Annotated in this window: 21 protein-coding genes and 1 pseudogene; 10 read left to right on the top strand and 12 right to left on the bottom strand. The window is 62.4% G+C overall.

The window, feature by feature from the left end:
• Positions 1 to 6: 6 nt before the first annotated feature.
• Positions 7 to 1,842, bottom strand: coding sequence for a monovalent cation:proton antiporter-2 (CPA2) family protein (locus tag NKI79_RS12265; protein ID WP_352801787.1), 1,836 nt, complete (start codon positions 1,840 to 1,842; stop codon positions 7 to 9).
• Positions 1,843 to 2,070: 228 nt separating this feature from the next.
• Between NKI79_RS12265 and NKI79_RS12260 the strand changes: the two genes are divergently transcribed.
• A complete protein-coding gene (locus NKI79_RS12260; protein ID WP_352478988.1) occupies positions 2,071 to 2,337 on the top strand; it encodes a hypothetical protein in 267 nt (88 codons plus the stop codon).
• A gap of 62 nt (positions 2,338 to 2,399) precedes the next feature.
• Here the strand turns inward: NKI79_RS12260 and NKI79_RS12255 are convergent, their stop codons facing one another.
• From NKI79_RS12255 to NKI79_RS12240, 4 genes are all read right to left on the bottom strand, one after another.
• On the bottom strand, positions 2,400 to 2,954 hold the full coding sequence (locus tag NKI79_RS12255) for a hypothetical protein (protein WP_352478987.1): 555 nt from the start codon (positions 2,952 to 2,954) through the stop codon (positions 2,400 to 2,402).
• Between the two features lie 87 nt (positions 2,955 to 3,041).
• Entirely contained in the window at positions 3,042 to 4,136 is a 1,095-nt protein-coding gene (locus tag NKI79_RS12250) for a YcjF family protein (RefSeq protein ID WP_352801784.1), read from the bottom strand.
• A complete protein-coding gene (locus NKI79_RS12245) occupies positions 4,133 to 5,611 on the bottom strand; it encodes a YcjX family GTP-binding protein (protein ID WP_352801782.1) in 1,479 nt (492 codons plus the stop codon). Before NKI79_RS12245 ends, NKI79_RS12250 begins: the two co-directional genes overlap by 4 nt.
• Before the next feature lie 62 nt (positions 5,612 to 5,673).
• Positions 5,674 to 6,177, bottom strand: coding sequence for a SixA phosphatase family protein (locus NKI79_RS12240; RefSeq protein ID WP_352478984.1), 504 nt, complete (start codon positions 6,175 to 6,177; stop codon positions 5,674 to 5,676).
• A gap of 263 nt (positions 6,178 to 6,440) precedes the next feature.
• On the opposite strand from NKI79_RS12240, the gene dksA reads away from it, so the two are divergent.
• Positions 6,441 to 6,857, top strand: a complete 417-nt coding sequence (dksA, locus tag NKI79_RS12235) for an RNA polymerase-binding protein DksA (protein ID WP_023674847.1) — start codon at positions 6,441 to 6,443, stop codon at positions 6,855 to 6,857.
• A gap of 82 nt (positions 6,858 to 6,939) precedes the next feature.
• On the opposite strand, the gene NKI79_RS12230 is transcribed toward dksA, so the two are convergent.
• Positions 6,940 to 7,698 carry a hypothetical protein gene (locus NKI79_RS12230; protein WP_352478983.1) on the bottom strand — a complete coding sequence of 253 codons (759 nt, stop codon included), beginning with the start codon at positions 7,696 to 7,698 and terminating at the stop codon, positions 6,940 to 6,942.
• A 201-nt stretch (positions 7,699 to 7,899) separates the two neighbouring features.
• On the opposite strand from NKI79_RS12230, the gene cckA reads away from it, so the two are divergent.
• Both cckA and NKI79_RS12220 read left to right on the top strand, forming a co-directional pair.
• On the top strand, positions 7,900 to 10,473 hold the full coding sequence (gene cckA / locus NKI79_RS12225) for a cell cycle histidine kinase CckA (RefSeq protein ID WP_352801780.1): 2,574 nt from the start codon (positions 7,900 to 7,902) through the stop codon (positions 10,471 to 10,473).
• An 83-nt stretch (positions 10,474 to 10,556) separates the two neighbouring features.
• Positions 10,557 to 11,267 (top strand): purine-nucleoside phosphorylase, encoded by a 711-nt coding sequence (locus tag NKI79_RS12220; RefSeq protein WP_352801778.1) that lies wholly within the window; start codon positions 10,557 to 10,559, stop codon positions 11,265 to 11,267.
• A 49-nt stretch (positions 11,268 to 11,316) separates the two neighbouring features.
• Here the strand turns inward: NKI79_RS12220 and NKI79_RS12215 are convergent, their stop codons facing one another.
• Complete coding sequence (locus NKI79_RS12215) at positions 11,317 to 11,712, bottom strand: hypothetical protein (RefSeq protein WP_023674851.1); 396 nt, start codon at positions 11,710 to 11,712, stop codon at positions 11,317 to 11,319.
• Positions 11,713 to 12,043: 331 nt separating this feature from the next.
• Here NKI79_RS12215 and urtA point away from each other — a divergent pair, with 331 nt between their 5' ends.
• The 6 genes and pseudogenes from urtA to NKI79_RS12180 all read left to right on the top strand — a co-directional run bounded on the left by urtA (position 12,044) and on the right by NKI79_RS12180 (position 18,207).
• Positions 12,044 to 13,324, top strand: a complete 1,281-nt coding sequence (urtA, locus tag NKI79_RS12210; RefSeq protein ID WP_502909812.1) for an urea ABC transporter substrate-binding protein — start codon at positions 12,044 to 12,046, stop codon at positions 13,322 to 13,324.
• Between the two features lie 101 nt (positions 13,325 to 13,425).
• Positions 13,426 to 15,042 (top strand): urea ABC transporter permease subunit UrtB, encoded by a 1,617-nt coding sequence (gene urtB / locus NKI79_RS12205; protein ID WP_352801774.1) that lies wholly within the window; start codon positions 13,426 to 13,428, stop codon positions 15,040 to 15,042.
• A pseudogene (urtC, locus tag NKI79_RS12200) lies at positions 15,039 to 16,270 on the top strand (urea ABC transporter permease subunit UrtC). The gene urtB and the pseudogene urtC overlap by 4 nt, the downstream one beginning before the upstream one ends.
• Before the next feature lie 7 nt (positions 16,271 to 16,277).
• Entirely contained in the window at positions 16,278 to 17,024 is a 747-nt protein-coding gene (gene urtD, locus NKI79_RS12190; RefSeq protein ID WP_352478979.1) for an urea ABC transporter ATP-binding protein UrtD, read from the top strand.
• Between the two features lie 70 nt (positions 17,025 to 17,094).
• Positions 17,095 to 17,790, top strand: a complete 696-nt coding sequence (gene urtE / locus NKI79_RS12185) for an urea ABC transporter ATP-binding subunit UrtE (protein WP_254817379.1) — start codon at positions 17,095 to 17,097, stop codon at positions 17,788 to 17,790.
• A 216-nt stretch (positions 17,791 to 18,006) separates the two neighbouring features.
• Positions 18,007 to 18,207: a hypothetical protein gene (locus NKI79_RS12180; RefSeq protein WP_023674857.1), complete on the top strand. Its 201-nt coding sequence runs from the start codon at positions 18,007 to 18,009 to the stop codon at positions 18,205 to 18,207.
• Positions 18,208 to 18,252: 45 nt separating this feature from the next.
• Here NKI79_RS12180 and NKI79_RS12175 read toward each other — a convergent pair whose 3' ends face one another.
• The 5 genes from NKI79_RS12175 to NKI79_RS12155 all read right to left on the bottom strand — a co-directional run bounded on the left by NKI79_RS12175 (position 18,253) and on the right by NKI79_RS12155 (position 23,888).
• A complete protein-coding gene (locus tag NKI79_RS12175) occupies positions 18,253 to 19,059 on the bottom strand; it encodes a DUF72 domain-containing protein (protein ID WP_352801772.1) in 807 nt (268 codons plus the stop codon).
• Positions 19,060 to 19,087: 28 nt separating this feature from the next.
• Positions 19,088 to 19,558 (bottom strand): GNAT family N-acetyltransferase, encoded by a 471-nt coding sequence (locus NKI79_RS12170; protein WP_352801770.1) that lies wholly within the window; start codon positions 19,556 to 19,558, stop codon positions 19,088 to 19,090.
• Positions 19,555 to 19,965: a DUF302 domain-containing protein gene (locus tag NKI79_RS12165; RefSeq protein WP_352801768.1), complete on the bottom strand. Its 411-nt coding sequence runs from the start codon at positions 19,963 to 19,965 to the stop codon at positions 19,555 to 19,557. Before NKI79_RS12165 ends, NKI79_RS12170 begins: the two co-directional genes overlap by 4 nt.
• A complete protein-coding gene (uvrA, locus tag NKI79_RS12160) occupies positions 19,965 to 22,886 on the bottom strand; it encodes an excinuclease ABC subunit UvrA (RefSeq protein WP_352801766.1) in 2,922 nt (973 codons plus the stop codon). The genes NKI79_RS12165 and uvrA overlap by 1 nt, the downstream gene beginning before the upstream one ends.
• A 705-nt stretch (positions 22,887 to 23,591) precedes the next feature.
• Positions 23,592 to 23,888: a hypothetical protein gene (locus NKI79_RS12155; protein WP_502909811.1), complete on the bottom strand. Its 297-nt coding sequence runs from the start codon at positions 23,886 to 23,888 to the stop codon at positions 23,592 to 23,594.
• Positions 23,889 to 23,979 lie beyond the last annotated feature (91 nt).

The raw sequence follows: 23,979 nt of genomic DNA, 5'->3' as shown, positions 1-23,979 counted from the left end.
CAAGGATTAATCGGCCGGTTCGGATTTCTGCAGCACGCCGGCGGTCTCTTCGTTGAGCGCCTGGCCCGCGCGTCGTGGCGTGCTGAGCGGCGTCGGAATGGGGGTGCCGATATTGCCTTTGAGAAAGCGTCGCCCGGCGCGGATGCCTTCGGCCAGCTGAAGTTCGAAACGGGCAGCGTCGCGGCGACGGACATCCTCGATGACCTCGGCGACCTCTTCTGGGTCGACGCCAAGGGCTTCCAGTGTCGAGCCGCCGAAGACAAGCGCCGATTCGAAGGTCTCGCGGAGCTGATAGTCGACGCCGGCACGAATGAGCTGCAACGCCGTACCGCGGTCGAAAGCCCGTGCCAGCACCGTCAGCAAGGGAAACTCCGCCTTGATCAGTTCGGCGATGCGCACGGCGGCATCGGGCTTGTCGACGCAGATCAGCACTGCGCGTGCCCGCCCGGCTCCCGCGGCACGCAGGATGTCCAGCCGCGTGCCGTCGCCATAATAGACCTTGAAGCCGAAATCGGCTGCCGCCTGGATCATTTCGACCTCATTGTCGATGATCGATACGTCGATGCCGCGCAACAAAAGTGGCTGGCTGGCGATCTGGCCGAACCGGCCAAAGCCGATGATCAGCACGCTGCCGGTCAGGCCGTTGGCGACATCGATGCCTTCAAGCGACTGCTCGTCGCGCGGCGTCAGATACCGCAGGGCTATGATTGCCAACGGCGTCAGCACCATGGAAATGATGACGATAGCCGTCAGCATCGCATTGGCCTGGCTATCGATGATCCCGACCGCCGCCGCTGCGGAATAGAGGACGAAGGCGAATTCGCCGCCTTGCGCCATGAAGACCGCGCGCTCGAGCGCTTCCCGGTGGCCGGTTTTGAGGACGCGGGCAACGATATAGATGCCGATCGCCTTCATCATCATGTAGGCGACGACATAGATGGCAATGAGCTGCCAGTTGACGACGACCACATGCAGGTCGAGTGACATGCCGACAGCGAGGAAGAACAGCCCGAGCAGAATGCCGCGGAACGGTTCGATATCGGCCTCCAACTGGTGGCGGAAGGTCGATTCCGACAAGAGTACACCGGCCAGGAAGGCGCCCATCGCCATCGACAGGCCGGAAAGCTGCATGGCGAGCGCCGATCCGAGAACGACCAGAAGGGCGGCTGCGGTCATCACCTCGCGGGCGCGCGCATCCGCCAGGATACGGAAGAACGGATTGAGCAGATAGCGTCCTGCAAGCACCAGCCCGACGATCGCGGCAAGGCCGATACCGACCTCCGTCAACCGATCCGACAGGCTCATATCGGCGCCGCCCGGCGCGAGGAAGGCGATCAGCGCCAGCAGCGGCACGATGGCCAGGTCTTCCAAAAGCAGGACCGAAACGATGCGCTGGCCCTTGGGCGTGGCGAGTTCGCCGCGTTCTTCCAGCAATTGCATGACGATGGCCGTCGAGGTGAGCACGAAACCGGCGCCGGCGACGAAGGATTGCGCGATCGGAAAACCTCCCGCCAGCCCGACGCCGGTCAGCAGGACCGCGCAGACGCCGACCTGCAGCGCGCCAAGCCCGAAAATCTCGCGGCGCAGGCCCCACAGCCGTGACGGCTGCATCTCCAGTCCGATGATGAACAGGAACATGACGACGCCGAGTTCGGCGACATGAAGAATGGCTTCCGATTCGGAAAAGATGCGCAGCCCAAACGGGCCGATCACGACGCCGGCCGTCAAATAGCCGAGGATGGAGCCAAGTCCCATGCGCCTGAAGATCGGCACCGCAACGACGCCGGCGGCAAGCAGCGCCACCACCTGGATCAGATCGCTGTTCGATGCCTCTGCCGCCATGCCTGCCGTTCCGCTCTCTTGCAACAAGCGGCGAAGATAGGGGCTTCGGAGCGGATCGAACAGTGCGAATCCGGTGCGTCGTGGAAGCGATATTGCAGGCGCACTGTACAGGATAATGGGCCTCCGGGCGTTGCTTGTTCCAGCGATCCGGCGCTAAGGACGCCCGGCTTCGGCCAGTGGAGGGTGAGCGACGATCAAGTCGCGGCCCTTTTTGAGGAGATGACTGACATGAAGACGTTTTTGCTGGTTGCCGTTGGTATCGCGGCACTTGCCGGCTCCGCCTGTTCCAAGGCACCGGAGTGCACGACCGAGATGCTGACCAAGAAGGCTCAGGACATGACTGCAGCGCTTCAGGCTGCGATTACCAAGGATCCGGCCAAGGCAGCCGATCTCACAGCCAAGGTTCAAGCGGTCACAACCAAGTATCCGGGTGGCACAACAGCGGCTGACGCCTGCAAGGCCTATGACGAGCTGACTGCGGCGATCAAAGGCTGAGCGCCCATTGCATGTCAAAGAGGGCGGCGCCGTTTGGCTGCCGCCTTTTTCATGCCGGAGACTCAGTTCGGAGCGATGGAGCCAACTTCTACCGCATCGACCCGCTTCAACTTCATGCCGATGACCGGGACCAGTTGCTGGTCGACGCGCACGGCAACGGTCACCGTCATCGAATTGTCGTCTGGGACAAGCGCCTGCATTACGCCGCGCAACTGATTGCGATTGATGGTGAAAACCACCTTGTGCGCATCGACGACATTGCCACCGATAATGTCGAGGCCGGACCCGGCGGCGCCGCCCATGAAGCTGCCCTTGTAGCCCTGGCGGCCCTTGTGCTCGATCGTTGCCGACATCTGCTGGGTGAACATGCCGACCCGGCAGCCGCCGTCGAGCGACATGCCGACTTTGCCGTCAGGCGTCGAGCCGGTGAAGCTGCAGGTGAATTTCGTGCCCTTGTATTTGCCGGCGACGATTTCTCCGGGGCCGACCCATTTGCCTTCGACCGATCGAAAGAACTGCTTGTCCGGTTCCGCCCCCGTAGCCCTTCCGGCAATGCCGACGGTGGCGACAAGCGCGAGCGCCACGGGCAGCCCGCTGGACAGAATAACGCTTTTCATCGACGACACCCGGCAACAAAGAGACTGGTTTGGACGCTTCCGACCATGAACAAGATTGGTTAATGCTTTGTCACCCCAAGGCAATAGTCACGTTCGGGAAACGGATGTTTCTTTTTCTTTCTTTGCTGCAAAGGACGTCAGCGCGGAGAGGAAATCGCCTAATCCAGGCCGCCTGACCGCGTAAAAGGGCAGGGGCCTTGCGGTTTCCATCGCTGCAATGCCGATGCGCGCCGTCATCATGCCGTTGACGACGCCTTCGCCGAGCTTTGCCGACAGCCGGGCCGCAAGGCCGTGGCCGACGATCTGTTGGACAAAACTGTCGCCGACGGCGATCGACCCGGTGACCGCGAGATGGGCGAGAACGCTGCGCGCCAGGCGAAAGAAGCCAAGCGTGCCCGGGCGGCCGCCATAGAGCTCCGACAGCCGCCGAATCAGCCGGCCGGCTTCAAATACGACATAGGCGACGTCGACCAGCGCGCGCGGGCTGACCGCGGTCACCAGGGACACACGCTTTGCCGCTTCGAGGATCATCACCTTCGCGCGGGCGTCGAGCGGGCCGAGGATCTCGGTCTCGGCCAGGCGCACCAGATTGCCGCCGTCAATGATCTCGCCGCGCAATTCGGCCAGCGAGCGCCTGCCGGCCGCGGTTTCGGGCTTGGCCGAGACAAAGACCGACAACTCGTCGACCACGGCTCGGGCGGTCTTCGGATCGTCACGGGCAATCGCATCGAGCGCCCGCTTCTGCAACTTTTCGACCTCGGCAAGCCGGGCAATCGCCATGAACTCGCGCACGAGGATGATCAGAAGCGCCAGGATGGCGATCGCGGCCATGCCGGCGGCCAGCCAGCCCAGCCACTCGGCGCGCTCGAACAGGTCGCGAATCAGCTGGTCGGTCCAGAGGCCGACGGCGAGCGAAACCAGAACACCCAGCGCGCCGAAGAACAGGCTGCCAAGCAGCGAACGTTTTCGCGGCGCAATCGCCGGCGGCGGCTCGGCAGCGACGATGTCAGGCTCGTCGAAGACGTCGATCTCCGCCGGTGTGACCACGGCCAGATCCGCCCTCACGGTACGCGGCTTTCGCGCCGGCGCGGCCTCGGACCCAGCATGGCGAGCCGTGGAATCTTCCTTCTGCTGGGGCTCCGCCTCGATGCGAAAGGCCGCCGGTCTGCGGGGCGCACTCATGCGAGATGATCTCCGATCAGGAACTGCAGCGCGCGGTCGAGCCTGATATGTGGCAGCGACAGCGTGACGCCCTCGGCGGTGCGCTCGAGCTTCGGCGGGCGAAAGCGCACGAAGCGGATTGCGGGGTCGTCATTGTTCTGCCGGCGGATCGATTCGGAAACGTCGAACAAGGCATCAACTTTCTCCGGCAAGTCTCCGGGAAATATGGCTGTTTCGGTCTTTCCGTCAAAGGTTTCGCCGTTGATTTTTTCGCCACGCAATGGCGTGCCGATAATGACCGGCAAAGTCTCGCGGCCCTGCTTGACCGTGCCTTCACGGGTCGCGCGCATGGCCGCCATGGCGACGACGTCGACGTCGGCGCCGGTGAAATTCGCCCGCGCCACGGCGCGGTCGGCTAGCCGCCGCACGATGGCCTGCAGGCGGTCGTGGCTTTCGTGGTGCAGATGGTCGGCCTTGGTCGCGGCCACCAATATGCGGTCGATGCGCCTCGAAAACAGATCGGTCAGGAAGTTGCCCCGGCCGGGCCGGAAACAGGACAGGATTTCGGTGACCGCGCGCTCCAGATCGGCCATCGCGCCTGGGCCCGCATTCAATGCCTGCAATGCGTCGATGAGCACGATCTGGCGGTCGAGACGCGTGATGTGTTCGCGAAAGAACGGTTTAACGACATGCGTCTTGTAAGCCTCGTAGCGCCGCTCCATCATAGCCTGCAGCGATCCCGAGCGGGAGCGCCGGCCGTCCAGATTCGGCAGCGGCGCGAAGGTGAGAGCGGGCGAGCCTTCAAGATCGCCGGGCATCAGAAAGCGGCCGGGCGGCAAGGTCGAAAGCGCCCGCTCATCGAGCTTGCAGGCCTTGAGATAGGCCGCGAAGCTCTCGGCGAGACGGCGCGCCGTCATCTCGTCGGCGTCGGCGTTGGGGTCAACCGGATTGGAGAGCGCCCGCCATTCCCGCGAAAGATCGACACGCACCGGCAACACGGCCATCTCGAAGGCCTCACGCGAAAAATCGGCGTAGGACTTGCCCAGCAGCGGCAGGTCGAGCAGCCATTCGCCGGGATAATCGACGATGTCGACCGACAATTTGCCGGCGGAAAACATGCGGCTCCAGCCAGAGGCCGATTCGTATTCGATGGTGAGCCTCAGTTCGGAAATCGCACGCGTCGAATCCGGCCAGACGCGCTCGTCGACAAGAGCCGCGATGTGATCCTCGTACTGGAAGCGTGGTACGGCGTCGTCCGGCTGCTCTTCAAGAAAAGCCCGGGCGATGCGCCCCGATTTTTGTGCCTCAAACAGCGGCAAGCGTCCACCATGGACCAGATTGTGCACAAGGGCCGAGATGAACACCGTCTTGCCGGCGCGGGACAGCCCGGTCACGCCAAGCCGCAGCGACGGAGCGAAAAGCCCGGCAGCGCGGCCTGACAACGTATCCAAGGCAATCTTGGCCTCGTCGGTAAAAGTCGTCAGCGATGATGCCAAATCTGTTCTCGCGGGCCGGTCAGGCTCCGATATAGGCTTTGATGCGCGGCTTTGAAATGGCCTCAGATATCCGCAGGCGTCAGGAAGGCTTCGAGATAGCCGGTGCCTGGCGCAGCCTCGGCAAGTCCGCCGTTGAACCGGACCACGGCAAGTGCGGAGGTCGGGAAGCCGTGGTTCAGCATGGCCCGCGCGGTCTCGTTGCCGTCGCCCGACAGCGCCATGGCGAGATCCTCAATCATCGGATTGTGGCCGATGGCGAGCAAGGCATCCAGCCCGCCATTCTGCCGGATGGCAGTGAGGTATGCGGCGGCATCGTCGCTGTAGAGGGTGTCACAGAACAGCACCCGGCCCGTGTTGGTATGGCCAGCCAAGCTTTCCAGCGTCTGGCGGGCGCGCTTGGCGCTTGAGCAAAGGGTGAGGGCCGGTGCGTATTTGCGGGAACGCATCAGTACGCCCATCGCTTCGGCGTCGGCGAAGCCGGATTGATCGAGCGGGCGGTCGAAGTCAGCCACACCAGGCAGCGCCCAGCCGGCCTTCGCATGCCTCAGCAGGTAAAGTCTGGTCACGGAACCCCCGATAATGTCGGGTACCGACCGGTCAAATGCGGCCGCAGGAATTAGCCATCAGAAGCGCTTCGCGCGCAATGCCGATGCCCCCTCAAGCATAATGAATCATGCGCGAATTCGGGCGTGCCGTTCATGCGAATGATGTCGCCAATGTCGGTTTGTCCCACATAAACAAATGCGTGAAACTGTCGTCGATTGCGCTTGTGCAGTTTTCGGTCCGCGAATATATAGGCGCCAAATTTGGGGTTTGTTGGGTGAGTCGAATGAACGACATCGTTACCGCCGATTACGTACCCTCCGAAGACGAGCCGTTTATGAACGAGCGGCAGAAATCCTACTTTCGCATGAAGCTCGTCACCTGGAAGAACGACATCTTGCGCGAAGCGCGCGAAACTCTCGAAATCCTGCAGCAGGAAAACGCCAACCACCCTGACCTCGCCGATCGCGCCTCCTCCGAAACCGACCGCGCCATCGAACTTCGCGCCCGCGATCGCCAGCGAAAACTCATCTCCAAGATCGATTCGGCCCTCCAGCGCCTTGACGAAGGCACTTACGGTTACTGCGAGGAGACGGGCGAGCCGATCGCGCTGAAGCGGCTCGACGCGCGCCCGATCGCCACCTTGTCGATCGAGGCACAGGAGCGCCATGAGCGGCGCGAGAAGGTCTACCGCGACGACTGAGCAGGCGGGAAAAACACGGCATCGGTAGAGCGTTCAAAATGGCCGGTTTTCCGGCCATTTTCATTGGCCGTTCGCTATCGCCCTATCTTTTCTGATTGGACAACTCGCCGAGGAGCTTCGTCATCTCGTCGTCGAGAGAGGGCGATGCCTTCGCCACCGGCTTGCTCGCCGTTTGGCTGAAGCGTGGCTCGTCGAGGGAAACCTCCAGCTCCTTCATCAGCGCATCGTCGATCGACTCATGCTGTGCCGGCGGCTCGTATCTTGCCGGGGAGTCCTGTCTTGCCGGCTGCGGCGCATGCCGCGAGGCATTGGCATTGACGGATCCATAACTTGGCAACGGTGTAACGTTCGATGCCGGTTTCGGCGCCGGCGTAGGCGCCGGCATTGTTGCCGCCATCGTCGCCGTCTGGCGGGCTCGGACAGGGGGTGCGGCCGCGCTTGCCGGCTGCGGCGGCGCTTGCCTCGCCGGCGCGGCTGTGGTCTGAGCTGGCCTTGCTGCCGGCTGATGGCTGTTGTCTCCGGTCAATGCCGGGCGGCGCAGCGCCGAGAGCCTGATGTCGCGCTCGACGACGACGTCGGTCGGACCACCGATCAAGAGCAGGTGCTCGATATCGTCGCGGCGCACCAGCACCAGCCGCCGGTGACTGTCGACCGCTGTGGCATCCATGACAGCCAGCCGCGTCTTGCGGTTCCTGCCCCCGGCGACGAATGTTCCGAATGTCAGGCTGCGGACCAGCCTGATGATAAGAAGAATGATGAGCAGCAGGACAAGTACTGCAAACGTCCATAGGATTGCTGCGGCATAACCAGGCCCCGCCACGCCATCCAGCCATTGCAGCATTGGTTCCCCCAAAATCAGCTTTCGAAGAGAGGCGACACTAGACTGTTGCGGCAGGCCACCGCAAGTTGCCTTTCACGCTTCGTGAACAGCTCGAAACCGGGAGCCGAACGGCGTCATTTTTAGCGGACATCTGCCGCCGGGCCTTTTCCCGACCCTGAGAATATGATTCAACCGACGCCGGAATTCACGAGCAGGGGGCACATGGCCAAGGAAGCGCGCGGCGATTTCTATCCGGTACCTATCGTCGACCAGAACACGCGACCGGGCGCGGTCACCCGGCTGATCGTTTTCATCGTCGTCCTGACAGGGGCAGCGATCGTCTTCGGCCTTTTCCGAGAGCGACTTGGCGATCCATTCCTGCTCGGCATGCTTGGCGTGCTGGCGATGATCGGCGTCGGCTTTCTATTCGCCACTGCGATCGGCTTCGTGCATATCACGCCGCGCTCGACAAGCGACGAACTGTCGAAAGCTTTCGTCGATTCGATGTCACAAGGTCTCCTGGTCACCGACACCAAAGGCCGTATCATCTACGCCAACCGGACCTATGCCGATATGACGGGTGCCGAGTCGGCCGCCGACATCAAGACGGTCGAAAGTTTGCTTTCAGACGTTCCCGAGGCCTCGGTGACCATATACCGGCTGGCGTCGGGCCTGCGCGACGGCCAGCCGGGCGACGGCGAGTTTCGGCTTGCGCAGTCCATTCGGCCAGGCGCCGAACCGGGCGCGCGCTGGTACCGCGTCCGGGCCCGCGCGTTCAGCGTTCCAGGCCAGCGGCTGCCGATGCTTGCCTGGCAGCTTGCCGATATCTCGCAGGAACGGGCCGAGCAGGAGCGGTTCTTTCTCGACCTGCAAAAGGCGATCGATCACCTCGATCACGCGCCGGCCGGTTTCTTTTCGGCCGACCAGGAAGGCCGCGTCACCTATATCAACGCGACCCTTGCGGAGTGGCTGGGCATCGACCTGGCCAGCTTCACTCCCGGCGCCATCACGCTGCCGGAGATCGTCGCCGGCGACGGCATGGCGCTGGTCCGTTCGGTCAAGGCCGACGCTGGTACCACGCGCAATGCCGTTATCGACCTCGATCTGACGACGATGACCGGCGAGGCGCTGCCGGTGCGCTTCATGCATCGTGTCTCGGCCAGCCGAGAGGGGCTCAACGGCCCGACTCGCACCATCGTGCTCAACCGGACGCAAGGCGAGGACGCTTCGGCCGACCTCCGTGCATCGGAAATACGCTTCACGCGGTTCTTCAACTCGACGCCGATGGCGATAGCCGGCGTCGATCATGCCGGCCGCATCCTGCGCACCAATGCGCCGTTCCTGTCGCTGTTTTCCTCGGTCGTCGACCGCGACGCGGTCGATCGGCGTGTGCGGCTGGATACGGTGATCCACGAGCGCGACCGGCCGGCTTTCGCCGCGGCCTTTGAAAAGGCACGTCAGCAACAGGCTGACATCGAGCCGATCGATACGGTGCTGCCCGGCAATGAGGAGCGCCACATACGCTTCTACGTCAATGCGGTCGCTGACGGCACCGGCGGCGAGGGCGCCGAGGAATCGGCCATCGTCTATGCAGTGGAGACCACCGAGCAAAAGGCCCTCGAGGGCCAGATGGCGCAGAGCCAGAAAATGCAGGCGGTCGGCCAACTCGCCGGCGGCATCGCGCATGATTTCAACAATGTGCTGACCGCCATCATCATGGCCTCGGACCTGCTGTTGACCAACCACCGGCCGTCCGATCCGTCATTCCCGGACATCATGAACATCAAGCAGAACGCCAACCGGGCGGCCTCGCTGGTGCGTCAGTTGCTGGCCTTCTCGCGCAAGCAAACGCTGCGGCCGGAGGTGCTCAACCTGACCGACGTGCTCGCCGATCTAAGGATGCTGCTTGCCCGGCTGGTCGGCAACGACATCAAGCTCAAGATCGACCATGGCCGCGACCTGTGGCCGGTCAGGGTCGATATCGGGCAATTCGAGCAAGTGGTGGTCAATCTGGCGGTCAATGCACGCGACGCGATGCCGGCCGGCGGCGAACTCACCGTACGTACCCGCAACGTCAGCGCCGGGGAATGCAAGACCTTTTCCTATCGCGAACTTACACCGGCCGACTATGTGCTGGTCGAGGTCGAGGACAGCGGCAGCGGCATCGCGCCTGATGTGCTGAAAAAGATCTTCGAGCCCTTCTTCACGACAAAGGAGGTTGGCAAGGGAACTGGCCTCGGCCTGTCCATGGTCTATGGCATCATCAAGCAGACAGGCGGCTTCATCTTCTGCGATTCCGAAGTCGGCAAGGGATCCGTGTTCCGCATCTTCCTGCCGCGGCACATTGCGGAGGCAAGGAAGGCGGGCGAGGCTGGAGAGGCGCCGGCCGCACCTGCCAAGATCGCCGACTCAGCCAAGGACCTGTCGGGCTCGGCCACGGTGCTGTTGGTCGAGGACGAGGACGCCGTGCGCATGGGCGGCTTGCGGGCGCTGAAATCGCGCGGCTACACTGTCCACGAGGCGTCGTCCGGCGTCGAGGCGCTTGAGGTCTATGAAGCGCTCGGCGGCAAGGTCGACGTCGTGGTGTCGGACGTGGTGATGCCGGAAATGGACGGCCCGACGCTGCTTGGCGAATTGCGCAAACGGCAGCCCGACATCAAGTTCATCTTCGTGTCCGGCTATGCCGAAGACGCGTTCGCCAAGAACTTGCCGGCCGACGCGCATTTCGGCTTCTTGCCGAAGCCGTTTTCGCTCAAGCAATTGGCCACGATCGTAAAGGACATGCTGGAATCCTGACCCTTCCAACGCTCCGCTTGCGCAATGTCGTGAGACTGCCATGATTGCAGGCGAAACGGGCGACGGGTTTTGGAAAGCATGCCGTGACGCCACACAACGAAGCTAGCAAAGGCGACTACGCAAGCACGGTGCTGCTGCCGGGCGACCCACAGCGCGCTGAATGGATGGCGGAGACCTTTCTGGAAGCGCCGCGCTGCGTCAACCGCCGCCGCGGCGCGCTCGGCTTTACCGGGCTGTTTCGCGGCAAACCTGTCAGCATCCAATCCACCGGCATCGGCGTCTCTTCGTTCCTGGTCTATGTGCATGAGCTGCTGGACTTCTATGGTGCGAAAACACTGATCCGCACTGGTACCTGCGGTGGCCTGACCGCCGAGATGGCGCTGCGCAGCCTGGTGATCGCGCAATCGGTGCGTGGCGAAAATGCGGAGAGCGGCCAAGTCTTTGGGCTCTATCGTGCCGATGCCGGCCCCGATCCGGCATTGTTGAGCCAGGCATTGGCCCGAGCTTCGGAACTCGGCATCGACCATCGGGCCGGGCTGACCATTTGCAGCGATATTTTCTATCATCCGCTGGGGCGCGAACGCTTTGCCGAAGCACAGGCACAGGGCGCGCTCGCCGTGGACATGGAAACCAGCGCACTCTACCGCATTGCGGCCGATTTCGGCGCTCGGGCGCTGTCGATCCTGACCGTCGTCGACAACGTGGCAACCGGCGAGCAGACCGACTATTCCGAACGCCAGGGGCTTTTCACCGATATGACCCGGCTGGCGCTTGATCTGGCGGCGGAGAGCTAGGCGGCTTTGTGCTTCGGAGTACGGAACCTCGCCAGGTTCCGTACTTTTTTCAACGCTTCGTGCAGGTCGAGGCGGTAAAGGCGCCGTCTGGCTGCTTCATGATGATGTCGAAGGACGGGGTGGTTCCGCTTTCCAGCGTCGCCTGCGTAAGCGAGATCGAGTTGCCGCCACTGGTATAGCCACCCAGCGGACCTAGCCAGGTGATCACGCCGTCTGCATCCATCTGGTAATTGTAGCTCTGCGGCGCGATGCCGAAGCTCACAGGACCGCTATAGACGTTTCCCTTGATGGTGATGTCGCCGAGGCTGAGGAACATGCCAAGCAGATAGACTTCGCAATGATAGGACCCGTCCGGCAGCTTCCCGTCGCTGAAGCCGGCGCGCGCTACGGTCGTCGCCGCCAGCAGAAGCATGGCGGTGAAAATGCAAGAAGCTCTGAAGGCCATTTGATCGCTCGTTAAAGGGGTTCAAACTTGCCCATTTCGCCGCGGCGCTGCAATCCTCGCCAGGGCTCATATGATGCTGCTCAAAATTCAGGCATTGGCCTATATGTGAGCAAAACTTAGGCTGATATGGGTGATCCTTTCTCGTTTCGAAGATAGCAGGCGAGGTTCATCTCCTGCAGCTAATACATTAACCGACTGATAGAGCTGGAAAATCTCAAATCCTCCGACCTTGCTCCGGTGATTGGCACAGCCGTTGCATGGCCTGTTCCGATGCAGTTAACCAGCTTGGGAGTTTATAAGTATGAGGGGCAGTTTCTCGACAGTAGCAAAAATGTTTTCGGCCGGCGTGGTCACCGCCGGCCTGCTGATGAGCGTTCCCGCCAAGGCGGCCGACGACACCATCAAGGTCGGCATCCTCCATTCGCTGTCGGGAACCATGGCGATCTCGGAGACAACGCTGAAGGACGCCATGCTGATGCTCATCGAAGAGCAGAATGCCAAGGGCGGCCTGCTCGGCAAGAAGCTCGAGGCGGTCGTCGTCGATCCGGCTTCCAACTGGCCGCTGTTCGCCGAAAAGGCGCGCGAGCTGATCTCGAAGGACAAGGTCGCCGCGGTGTTCGGCTGCTGGACCTCGGTGTCGCGCAAATCGGTGCTGCCGGTGTTCAGCGAGCTCGACAACATCCTGTTCTACCCGGTCCAGTATGAGGGTGAGGAAAGCGAGCGCAACGTGTTCTACACCGGTGCGGCGCCGAACCAGCAGGCCATTCCGGCCGTCGATTATCTGATGAGCGAGGATGGCGGTTCGGTGAAGCGCTGGGTGCTCGAAGGCACCGACTACGTCTACCCGCGCACCACCAACAAGATCCTCGAGGCCTATCTGAAGGCGAAGGGCGTTGCCGCCGAAGACATCATGGTCAACTACACGCCGTTCGGCTTCTCCGACTGGCAGACCGAAGTTTCGGCGATCAAGAAGTTCGGCTCGGCCGGCAAGAAGACCGCCGTCGTCTCGACCGTCAATGGCGACGCCAACGTGCCGTTCTACAAGGAGCTCGGCAACCAGGGCATCAAGGCCGAGGACATCCCGGTCATGGCCTTCTCGGTCGGCGAGGAAGAGCTTGCCGGTCTGGACACTGCGCCGCTGGTCGGCCATCTCGCCGCCTGGAACTATTTCGAAAGCGTCGATACGCCCGAGAACGCCAAGTTCATCGCCGACTGGCACAAGTTCATCAAGAACGACAAGCGCACCACCAACGATCCGATGGAAGCCCACTATATCGGCTTCAACATGTGGGTGAAGGCGGTCGAGAAGGCCGGCACCATCGATCCGGACAAGGTCATCGACGCCATGGTCGGCGTCTCGGTGCCGAACCTGACCGGCGGTTATTCAACCATGATGCCGAACCATCACATCACCAAGCCGGTGCTGATCGGCGAAATCCAGGCCGACGGCCAGTTCGAAACCGTCTCGCAGACGCCGGGCCTGGTGATGGGCGACGAGTGGTCCGACTACCTGCCTGACTCCAAGGACCTGATCTCCGATTGGCGCGCGCCTCTGTCCTGCGGCAACTTCAATGTCGCCACAGGCAAATGCGGTGGCAAGGGAACCAACTGATCCTCCCGGTCTGTCCTTTCAGACCGCAAAAGCCTCCGGGCGGGCTCGTCCTCCAGCCTGCCCGGAGGCGACATTCAACCTCCAAGAGCCACCAGAAACCGATGATCCTGATCCGCGCGATTGGCCTGATGCTGCTCCTCCTTCTGGGAATGGTGCTGCCGTCGAACGCCAGCGAATCCGATCTGCGCGCGGTCGTCGCCAAACTCGCCACCGCCTCCAATTTTTCAGCGATCGAAGCCGTCGTGCGCGAGCTTGCGGCAACCGGCGACACAGCCGTCGAACGGCCGCTTGCCGCGCTTGCGGAGGGCAGCCTTTACGTCCGCAAGGCCGATTCAGTAGTCTTTGTCGGCAAGGAGAGCGGCGACAGTATCGAACTGCTCGATGCGCTCACCGGCGAAAAGTCTGGCGAAGCAGCCAAGGCCGACATCACCAAGATCAAGGTCAACAACACGCTGCGCCGCGTCATCCGCGACGCGCTGGGCACGCTGACGCTGGGCTCCAAGGATCCGGCCGTGCGCATTGCCGCAGCCGACACCATGTTCAAGACGCCTGACGCGGCAAACATCGAGCCGCTCGACACCGCCATCGCCAATGAGGGCGCGGCAAGCGTCAAGGCGCTGCTCGAACAGGCCCGTGCCGCATCGGTTCTCGTTTCAGACAGGCCGGAGGCCGACAAACTGGCGGCGATAGCGCTCATCGGTGCGCGCGGCGACCGGGATGCGGTGTCGCTGCTCACGTCGGTGGAGGCCAGTTCCGAAGGTGCGGTGAAGGACGCGGCGACTGCGGCGATATCCAACATCAATTCGACGCTGGCGCTGTGGGATGCCGGCCAGAACATCTGGTACGGCATATCGCTAGGGTCGGTGCTACTGCTGGCGGCGATCGGCCTTGCCATCACTTTCGGCGTCATGGGCGTCATCAACATGGCGCATGGCGAGATGGTCATGCTGGGCGCCTACACGACCTTCGTCGTGCAGGAGGTTATCCGCAATTCCTTTCCCGGCCTGTTCGACTGGTCGCTGGTCGTCGCCCTGCCGCTGGCCTTCCTGGTGGCGGCGCTCGTCGGCCTTTTCATCGAGCGCGGGCTGATCCGCTTCCTCTATGGCCGGCCGCTGGAGACCCTACTGGCGACATGGGGTGTCTCGCTGATCCTGCAGCAGGCCGTGCGCACCATCTTCGGGCCGACCAACCAGGAGGTTGGCAACCCATCCTGGATGTCAGGTTCGTTCGCGATCGGCCAGCTTTCGGTCACCTGGAACCGGCTCTGGATCCTGGCTTTTGCGCTCGGCGTCTTCGCGGTGTTGCTTTACGTGATGAAACGCACGCCCTGGGGGCTGCAGATGCGTGCCGTCACCGCCAATCGCCGGATGGCCGCCTCTATGGGCATCAGGACGCCGTGGGTCGATGCCCTGACCTTTGCATTGGGGTCCGGCATTGCCGGCATCGCCGGTGTCGCGCTCAGCCAGATCGACAATGTCTCGCCCAATCTCGGCCGCGGCTACATCATCGACAGCTTCATGGTCGTCGTCTTCGGCGGCGTCGGCAATCTCTGGGGCACGCTGGTCGGCGCCTTCTCGCTCGGCATTGTCAACAAATTCCTCGAACCCTATGCCGGAGCGGTGCTCGGCAAGATCGTCGTCCTGGTGCTGATCATCCTGTTCATCCAGAAACGCCCGCGCGGTCTGTTCGCGCTCAAGGGCAGGTCGGTGGAAGCATGATCACGGGACGCTTCTTTGCCGCCGGCGCCGACCGCCGCGTCGCCATCACCATCTTCATCCTGCTGGCGGTTGCAATCGTCGTGCCGCTGCTCAATCTTGCGGTCTCGCCGACAAGTGCGTTTTACGTGCCGTCCTATATCGTCGCGCTCACCGGCAAATATCTCTGCTATGCACTGCTCGCCTTGGCGCTCGATCTCGTCTGGGGCTATTGCGGCATCCTCTCGCTCGGCCACGGCGCCTTCTTCGCACTCGGCGGCTATGCGATGGGCATGTATCTGATGCGCCAGATCGGCTCGCGCGGCGTCTACGGCAATCCGCTGCTGCCGGACTTCATGGTGTTCCTGAACTACAAGGAACTGCCGTGGTTCTGGTACGGTTTCGACCATTTCTGGTTTGCCGCAATCATGGTGCTTGCAGTACCCGGCCTGCTCGCCTTCGTCTTCGGCTGGTTTGCCTTCCGCAGTCGCGTCACCGGCGTCTATTTGTCGATCATCACCCAGGCGATGACCTATGCGCTGCTGCTTGCCTTTTTCCGAAACGACATGGGTTTCGGCGGCAATAACGGCCTGACCGACTTCAAGGATATTCTAGGCTTCAACGTGCAGGCCGACATGACGCGCTCGGCGCTGTTCGCGGCTAGCGCCGTCATGCTGGCGTCTGCCGTCTTCGTCACCTGGGCAATCGTCGGTTCCAAATACGGCGAGCTTTTGATGGCGGTGCGCGACGCTGAAAGCCGCACGCGCTTTCTCGGCTGGCGGGCGGAGAACGTCAAACTGTTCGCCTTCACCGTGTCGGCGGTGATGGCCGGCATCGCCGGTGCGCTTTACGTACCGCAGTCGGCATCATCAACCCTGGCGAATTCGAGCCGTCCAATTCGATCGAGGTGGTGGTGTGGGCGGCCGTCGGCGGGCGCGGCACCATCGTCGGGCCGATCATCGGCGCGCTTTTGGTCAATGCCGGTAAATCCTGGTTCACCGGCGTGCTGCCTGAATTCTGGTTGTTCGCGCTGGGCGGACTGTTTGTCGCCGTCACGCTGTTCCTGCCCAAGGGCATCATCGGCATGTGGGACTCCTGGCGCGGCAACGCCAAGGCGCTGAGGGCGGCCTCGGTTGCCGAGGAAGCCGGGATCGATCCCGATGCGCCGACGCTGCCGAAAACCGACCGTTCGGCGGCGAGAAGGCCGGGCGACTGGTCGGCCTCCAGCGCCGAACCGCAGCCGGCGGAGTGATGGTCTGATGTCGAAGAGCAACACCATCCTCTATCTCGACGGCGTTTCGGTTTCCTTTGACGGGTTTCGCGCCATCAACAACCTTTCGCTGGTGCTCGACAAAGGCGAGATGCGGGCGATCATCGGCCCCAATGGCGCCGGAAAGACGACGATGATGGACATCGTCACCGGCAAGACGCGGCCCGATGCGGGCGAGGTTTTCTTCAACGGTGAGGTCGACCTGACCAAACACGACGAGGCCGAAATCGCCATGATGGGCATCGGCCGTAAATTCCAGAAGCCGACCGTCTTTGAAAGCCACACGATCGAGGACAATCTGATGCTGGCGCTGAAAGGCCCGCGCTCGATCTTCCCGGCACTGTTCCATCGTCGCTCGGCCGCGGAAGTGCGGCAGATCGACGACATCCTCGGCATCATCCGGCTTGGCGACAAGCGCGACGAACTCGCCGCCAATCTGAGCCACGGCCAAAAGCAATGGCTCGAGATCGGCATGCTTCTGGCGCAGGATCCGCTGCTGCTGCTGGTCGATGAGCCGGTTGCCGGCATGACCGACGCCGAGACCGAGGAAACCGCGCGGCTGCTCAGGGATATCGCGCGCGACCATTCGGTCATCGTCGTCGAGCACGACATGCATTTCGTGCGCGAGCTCGGCGTCAAGGTTACCTGCCTGCACGAAGGCTCGGTGCTTTCCGAGGGCAGCCTCGACTTCGTTTCGGCCGACGAGCGCGTCGTCGAAGTCTACCTGGGGAGATGATCATGGTCTGGCGCGTTCCGTTCCATCATTTCGGCCTTTCGTTCTTCACGCGTTGGAGAAAGCGCTGACCATGCTCGAAGTCTCCAATGCCACGCTGCATTACGGCGCCGCTCAGGCGCTGCGCGGCGTCTCGCTGACAGCCGGCGCCGGCAAGATCACCTGCGTGCTCGGTCGCAACGGCGTCGGCAAGACCAGTTTGATGAGATCGATCGTCGGCCATCATCGGCTGACGAGCGGAAGCGTTGCCTTCGAGGGGAAGGCGCTCGACCGGAGCGCGGCGTATGATCGCGCCCGGTCGGGCATCGCATTCGTGCCGCAGGGCAGGGAGATATTTCCGCTGCTTACGGTGCGGGAAAACCTCGAATCGGGCTTCGCGCCGCTGAAGCGCGCCGACCGCAACATTCCCGGTCACGTCTTCGAATTGTTTCCGGTGCTGAAGCAGATGCTCGTGCGTCGCGGCGGTGACCTTTCCGGTGGCCAGCAGCAGCAGCTTGCCATCGGCAGGGCGCTGGTGATGCGGCCGAAACTGCTGGTGCTCGACGAGCCGACCGAAGGCATTCAGCCGTCGATCATCAAGGACATTGGCCGCGCCATCCGCTATCTGCGCGACCAGGCCGGTATCGCCGTGCTTTTGGTCGAACAGTATCTCGACTTCTGCCGGGAATTGGCCGACGAGGTCAACATCATGGACCGTGGCCAGATCGTTCATACCGGCCCGGCCGAGGATCTCGACCGGGCGGACGTCCGCAAATTCCTGACCGTCTGAATTCTTATTGATTCTGTTACTTTGCAACTCTGGCGCGCTGCAGATTGCGTGCTAGATTTTGCTTGGCCTTGGTGAGTCGGCCGCTTTCCGTACCAGTTTCAACTTGGCAGATCGGGGGAAGGCGCGGCTGCGTCGGCACGCTTGCGCGCAAGCCGTTCCCTTCGAGCGATCTGTTGTCGTCCAACATTTCGGGTGCTTGGGAGCCAGGGCCAGTCAATGGAGCGCTATGTCGAGGACTATCAGAAACGACGGCTCACGGAGCGCGTCGACATCCTGACAGCCATCAACATTCTGAAATCGCAGGGGTATGACCACGACGAACTCATCGCGGAGATCACCAAGGTCTTCTATGTCGATCTCGATGCTTTCAATGAGATCGTCAGGGTTGATCGGCGTCCGGACGAACGCGCCGCATAGCCGGTAGTTTAGGACCAAGCCAGGCGGACCACCGACAGCGGGGCGTCAGCCTGCGACCCGCTTCATCAGCGCGATAGCTCCGAATGGAGCGCGGACCTTGCCCTCTGTGATGAAGTAGACAAACACATCGCGTGGCTTGACCGGCGCGTCGGTTGAAGGATCGGCGCGCGACAGGTCGGCCGGCACCTTGCCTTCCGCCCAGGCTTTTGCGCGCGCCGCCCATTCGTCGAGCGCCTTTGGCGTGTAGCAATCGGGATTGTCGTCGCTGCCGGTCTGCAGCCGCGCATAGATGAAATCGCCGGTAACGTCGGCAATCCTCGGATATTTGGCGTGGTCGGCATAGACGATGGCGGCCTTGTGCTTTCGCGCCAAGGCGGCGAACTCCGGCACGACGAAGCTGTCGTTGCGCACCTCGACCGCGTGGCGCAACGCAACGCCGTCCTGCTTTTCCGGCAACAGCTTGAGGAAGGCCTCGAAATCGTCCGGGTCGAATTTCTTGGTCGGCGCGAACTGCCACAGGATTGGCCCGAGCTTGTTGCCAAGTGCCGCGACGCCCGACCCGAGGAAGCGCATGATCGAATCCCCGGCCTCGCCGAGCACGCGGCGGTTGGTGACGAAGCGGTTGCCCTTCAGCGAATAGACGAAACCATCCGGCGCCTCGTTGGCCCATTTGACGAAGGTCGGTTCCTTGAAGCTCGAATAATAGGTGCCGTTGACCTCGATAGTGGGCACCTGCCGGCTGGCATAATGCAGTTGCTTGGCCTTCGACAATTTGTCCGGGTAGAAGGACGTGTCCCACGGCTCGAAGGTCCAGCCGCCCATGCCGGCGCGGATTGTTCCTGATTGAGTCATGGTCGTCCTCCCGGTTTGCAGAAAAGGATCACGCGATGGCGGTCGTCTCGACGGCTTTCGCCATGTCGACGACCGTCCATCCTGGCCGATATGGATTGGGCCGGCGACCCGTTTCGCGAAAGCCGTAGGCCTTATACAACGAAACGTTCCGTTCCATTCTGGCATTGGTGTAAAGTCGGATTTCAGGCAAGCTCCACAAGCGCGTCTGTTGCTCGGCCCAGTCGAGCAGCCCGATGCCGAAACCCTTGCCCTGAAAGGCTGGCGCAACGGCAACGCTGAAGATTATTGTATGGTCCGCATTTCGTTCGAGAACGATCAGGCCGGCCGGCTGTCCGTTCTGCTCCGAAAGCCAGACCTCGCCGCGTTGGATGCGCGGCGCATAGTCCTCGGTGACGGGGATCGGCGGCGCTCCGAACAGGGCAGTGTAGGGCGCGTAGGCGTCCGTGGTGAGCGAAATTACCGTGGGGAGATCATCGGCCCGAGCGGCTCTCATCATCAAAACTGGCCCGCGCCGGCAGCGGCCGCAATCACCTTGTCCATGCCGTCGGCGATCGCCGCGACGGCATTGCAACTGGCGTCGCCCAAGCCGTGGCGCTCAGCGAGCCAGTGTGCGTCATTGTAGGAAAGCCAGACCTCGCCTTGCTCGTCCTCCCAAGCCAGTGCCTTGACCGGCAGATCGATGCCGGCAAGCTGCCGGTCCTGCATCAGTGGCGTACCGCCTTTCGGATTGCCGAAAATCAGGAGCTGGGTTGGACGCAGTGATGTTTCGACGCTGCGCGCACCAGCGGCGTGATCAATGCGGGCGAAGACCAGCAATCCTGCACGTTCGACAGTTTCGACCAGGCGATCGATGGTTTCGGTCACGCCGAAGCGGCTTTGGACCGTGATGAGACCGTTCTTTGCCATCACTCCGCCGCTTCGCGCTTGCCTCCGGGGCGCCGCTCCAGCAATTCCCTCAGGAACTGCCCGGTATAGCTGCGTTTTTCGCGGACGATGTCCTCCGGCGTGCCGGACGCCACCAGCTCGCCGCCGCCGTCACCACCTTCGGGGCCAAGATCGAGAACCCAGTCAGCGGTCTTGATCACCTCTAGATTGTGCTCGATGACGACGACCGTGTTGCCCTGGTCGACCAGCTCGTGCAGCACTTCAAGCAACTTGGCGACGTCGTGGAAATGCAGGCCGGTGGTTGGCTCATCGAGAATGTAGAGCGTCTTGCCGGTCGCCTTGCGCGACAGTTCCTTGGCAAGCTTGATGCGCTGCGCCTCGCCGCCCGACAAGGTCGTTGCCTGCTGGCCAACATGGATGTAGCCGAGGCCGACCCGTTTCAGCGTCTCCAGCTTGTCGCGCACGCCGGGCACGGCGGCGAAGAAATCGACGCCTTCCTCGACCGTCATGTCGAGAACGTCGGCGATCGACTTGCCCTTGAACAGGACGTCTAGGGTCTCGCGGTTGTAACGCTTGCCGTGGCAGACGTCGCAGGTGACGTAGACGTCGGGCAGGAAGTGCATCTCGATTTTGATGACGCCGTCGCCCTGGCAGGCCTCGCAGCGGCCGCCCTTGACGTTGAACGAGAAGCGGCCCGGCTGGTAGCCGCGCGCCTTGGCCTCCGGCAAGCCGGCGAACCAGTCGCGGATCGGCGTGAAGGCGCCGGTATAGGTGGCGGGGTTGGAGCGCGGGGTGCGCCCGATCGGCGACTGGTCGATGTCGATGACCTTGTCGAGGAATTCCAGCCCCTCGATGCGGTCGTGCTCGGCCGGATGCTCGCGCGAGCCCATGATGCGGCGCGACGCCGCCTTGAACAGGGTCTCGATCAGGAAGGTCGACTTGCCGCCGCCGGACACGCCGGTGACGGCGGTAAACGTGCCGAGCGGGATTTCGGCGGTGACGTTCTTCAGATTGTTGCCGCGCGCGCCGACGACCTTCAGCCGGCGGTTCTTCTTGGCCTCGCGCCGCACTGCCGGCGTCGCCACTTCGAGCTCGCCCGACAGATATTTGCCGGTGATCGAAGCGGGCGTCGCCATGATCTGCTGCGGCGTGCCCTGGGCGATGATGTGGCCGCCATGAATGCCGGCGGCCGGGCCGATATCTACGACATAGTCGGCGTGCAGGATGGCGTCCTCGTCGTGCTCGACGACGATCACTGTGTTGCCGATGTCGCGCAGATGCTTCAGCGTATCGAGCAGGCGGGCATTGTCGCGCTGGTGCAGACCGATCGACGGCTCGTCCAGCACGTAAAGTACGCCGGTCAGGCCGGAGCCGATCTGCGAGGCAAGACGGATGCGCTGGCTCTCGCCGCCCGACAGCGTGCCGGAGTTGCGCGACAGCGTCAGATAATCGAGCCCGACATCGTTGAGGAAGCGCAGCCGCTCGCGGATTTCCTTGAGCACGCGCACCGCAATCTCGTTCTGCTTGTCGTTGAGCGAAGCGGGCAGATCGGTGAACCACTGGTCGGCCTTGCGGATCGACAGCTCGGTGACCTCGCCAATGTGCTTGCCGGCGATCTTGACCGCGAGCGCCTCGGGCTTCAGCCGATAGCCGCGGCAGGCCGGGCAGGGCGTGGCCGACATGAAGCGCTCGATCTCCTCGCGCATCCAGGCGGATTCGGTTTCCTTCCAGCGGCGCTCGAGGTTGGGGATGACGCCCTCGAAGGTCTTGGTCGTCTTGTAGGAGCGCAGGCCGTCATCGTAGTGGAAGGTGATTTCGCGCTCGCCGGTGCCGTGCAGGACGGCTTGCTTTGCCTCCTCGCTCAAATCCTTGAATTTGTCGCCGAGCTTGAAGCCATAGGCAATGCCCAGCGCTTCCAGGGTTTGCGCATAATAGGGCGAGGTCGACTTCGCCCACGGGCTGACGGCGCCGGCGCGCAGCGAGACATTCTCGTCGGGCACGACCAGGCTGGCATCGATGGCGCGTTGGCTGCCGAGCCCGTCGCAGGTCGGGCAGGCGCCGAACGGATTGTTGAAGGAGAACAGCCTGGGCTCGATCTCGGGAATGGTGAAATCGGATACCGGGCAGGCGAACTTTTCCGAGAACAGCATGCGTTCATGCGTCTCGTTCTTCGATTTGTTGACCGAATCCTCGCCGGTCTGGCTGGCGTCGAGCGGCTTGTCGGCAAATTCCGCTACCGCCAGTCCGTCTGCAAGCTTCAGCGCGGTCTCGATGGAATCGGCGAGCCGTGTCGCCAGATCGCCGCGCACGACGATGCGGTCGACGACGACGTCGATGTCGTGCTTGTACTTCTTGTCCAGCGCCGGCACGTCGGCGATCTCGTAGAAGACGCCATCGACTTTGACGCGCTGAAAACCCTTCTTCTGCAGCTCCAGCAGTTCCTTGCGGTACTCGCCTTTGCGGCCGCGCACCATCGGCGCCAGGATGAACAGCCGGGTGCCTTCCTCGACTGCAAGCACCCGGTCGACCATCTGCGAGACCGTCTGGCTCTCGATCGGCAGGCCGGTGGCCGGCGAATAAGGTACACCGACGCGGGCGAACAAAAGCCGCATATAATCGTAGATCTCGGTGACGGTGCCGACAGTCGAACGTGGGTTCTTCGAGGTGGTCTTCTGCTCGATGGAGATGGCTGGCGACAGGCCGTCGATCTGGTCGACGTCCGGCTTCTGCATCATTTCGAGGAATTGTCGTGCATAGGCCGAAAGGCTCTCGACATAGCGGCGCTGGCCCTCGGCATAGATCGTGTCGAAGGCAAGCGACGACTTGCCTGACCCCGACAGCCCGGTCATGACGATCAGGCTGTCACGCGGCAGGTCGAGATCGACATTCTTCAGATTGTGTTCGCGTGCCCCGCGAATGGAGAGATATTTATGGTCGGCCATCGCCGGTCGCCGCCTCAGAATCTGGAATTCGTGGGATGGGCGGGTTTTCCCGACCATCCCCTATGTAGGTAATTTCGCCGCCTTTTCGAGAGACGCCACAACTCTCGACCAAAGCGTTTAACCGCCTTTCGCGCGAACGGGCAAGCGGAAAGAACAAAGGCCGAACACGCTCCTGACAAAAGCTGCCCGTGCGGCTGGGTTCACCCGGGGTTCACAAAGCGTCTCGCGATCACATTTTTCGGTAATCGGCCATTCAAGGTTGACGTCCATCTGTCACGGGGGCAGACTCCAAACGTCAACGAAGCCGGCCGTCTTTCGATGGCCTCGCGGCCTGGGGCTAGCCTGCGAGACGCCGCGGGTTATGCGATGAGCGCTTCGACGACAGTCGCAACGAACAGAAGGAGAGCAGAGGCATGACTCCACCGGACAGTTCCTTGAGGCTCCACGTGTCGCTGGAGCCGCGGCAGGTATAAGTGGCTAGGCCAGGCGTTTTGCGCTACCTGCCAACGTTGACCTGCCGATCCCCACAACAATCAGAGACTGCTAGTCGGATCGTCGGCTGAACGCCGCGAAGCATCCGAAATAAAAAGCCGGCAGTACACTCCCGGCGATTTGGATTTTAGATCCAAGAAGCCCCGTCAATTGCACAAGCAATGACGGGGCTGTTCGTTTGAAGCGCACATTTGTCGGGCATACCAGGCGAACTTACCGGCTGGGGGGCCTGATTCCGCCGGTAGCGACATCGATGGTTATGCTGCCGGAAATCCGAACGTCGGTATCGCCGATCTTGAACGTGCCGTTGCCGCTGCTTGGAACCGCGTCGTCGGGCTCAGGCTGCGGCCCTGGCTCGGCGATGCGATAGTCGCTGGTCACGCCGGGCAGGGCGCCCTTTTGCGAAGACGTCGAATTAACTTGGGCAAATGCCATGTCCACCAGCATGTTCGTGCCGGCCACAGTAGCGATAGCAAGGCATAACAGGCTGGATGAACGGCTGGCGGTCATCGCCGGACTATAGTGCCGTGATGGCGGCAAGACCAGATCGATGGCGCTGAAATTGCGGGCGGCCAATCGCCTCGGTTCCGTCCGCCGGCCC

It is taken from the genome of Mesorhizobium sp. M0340 (assembly GCF_040321535.1).
In the GTDB taxonomy this organism is placed as follows: domain Bacteria; phylum Pseudomonadota; class Alphaproteobacteria; order Rhizobiales; family Rhizobiaceae; genus Mesorhizobium.
This window is presented reverse-complemented; position numbering and strand designations above follow the sequence as displayed.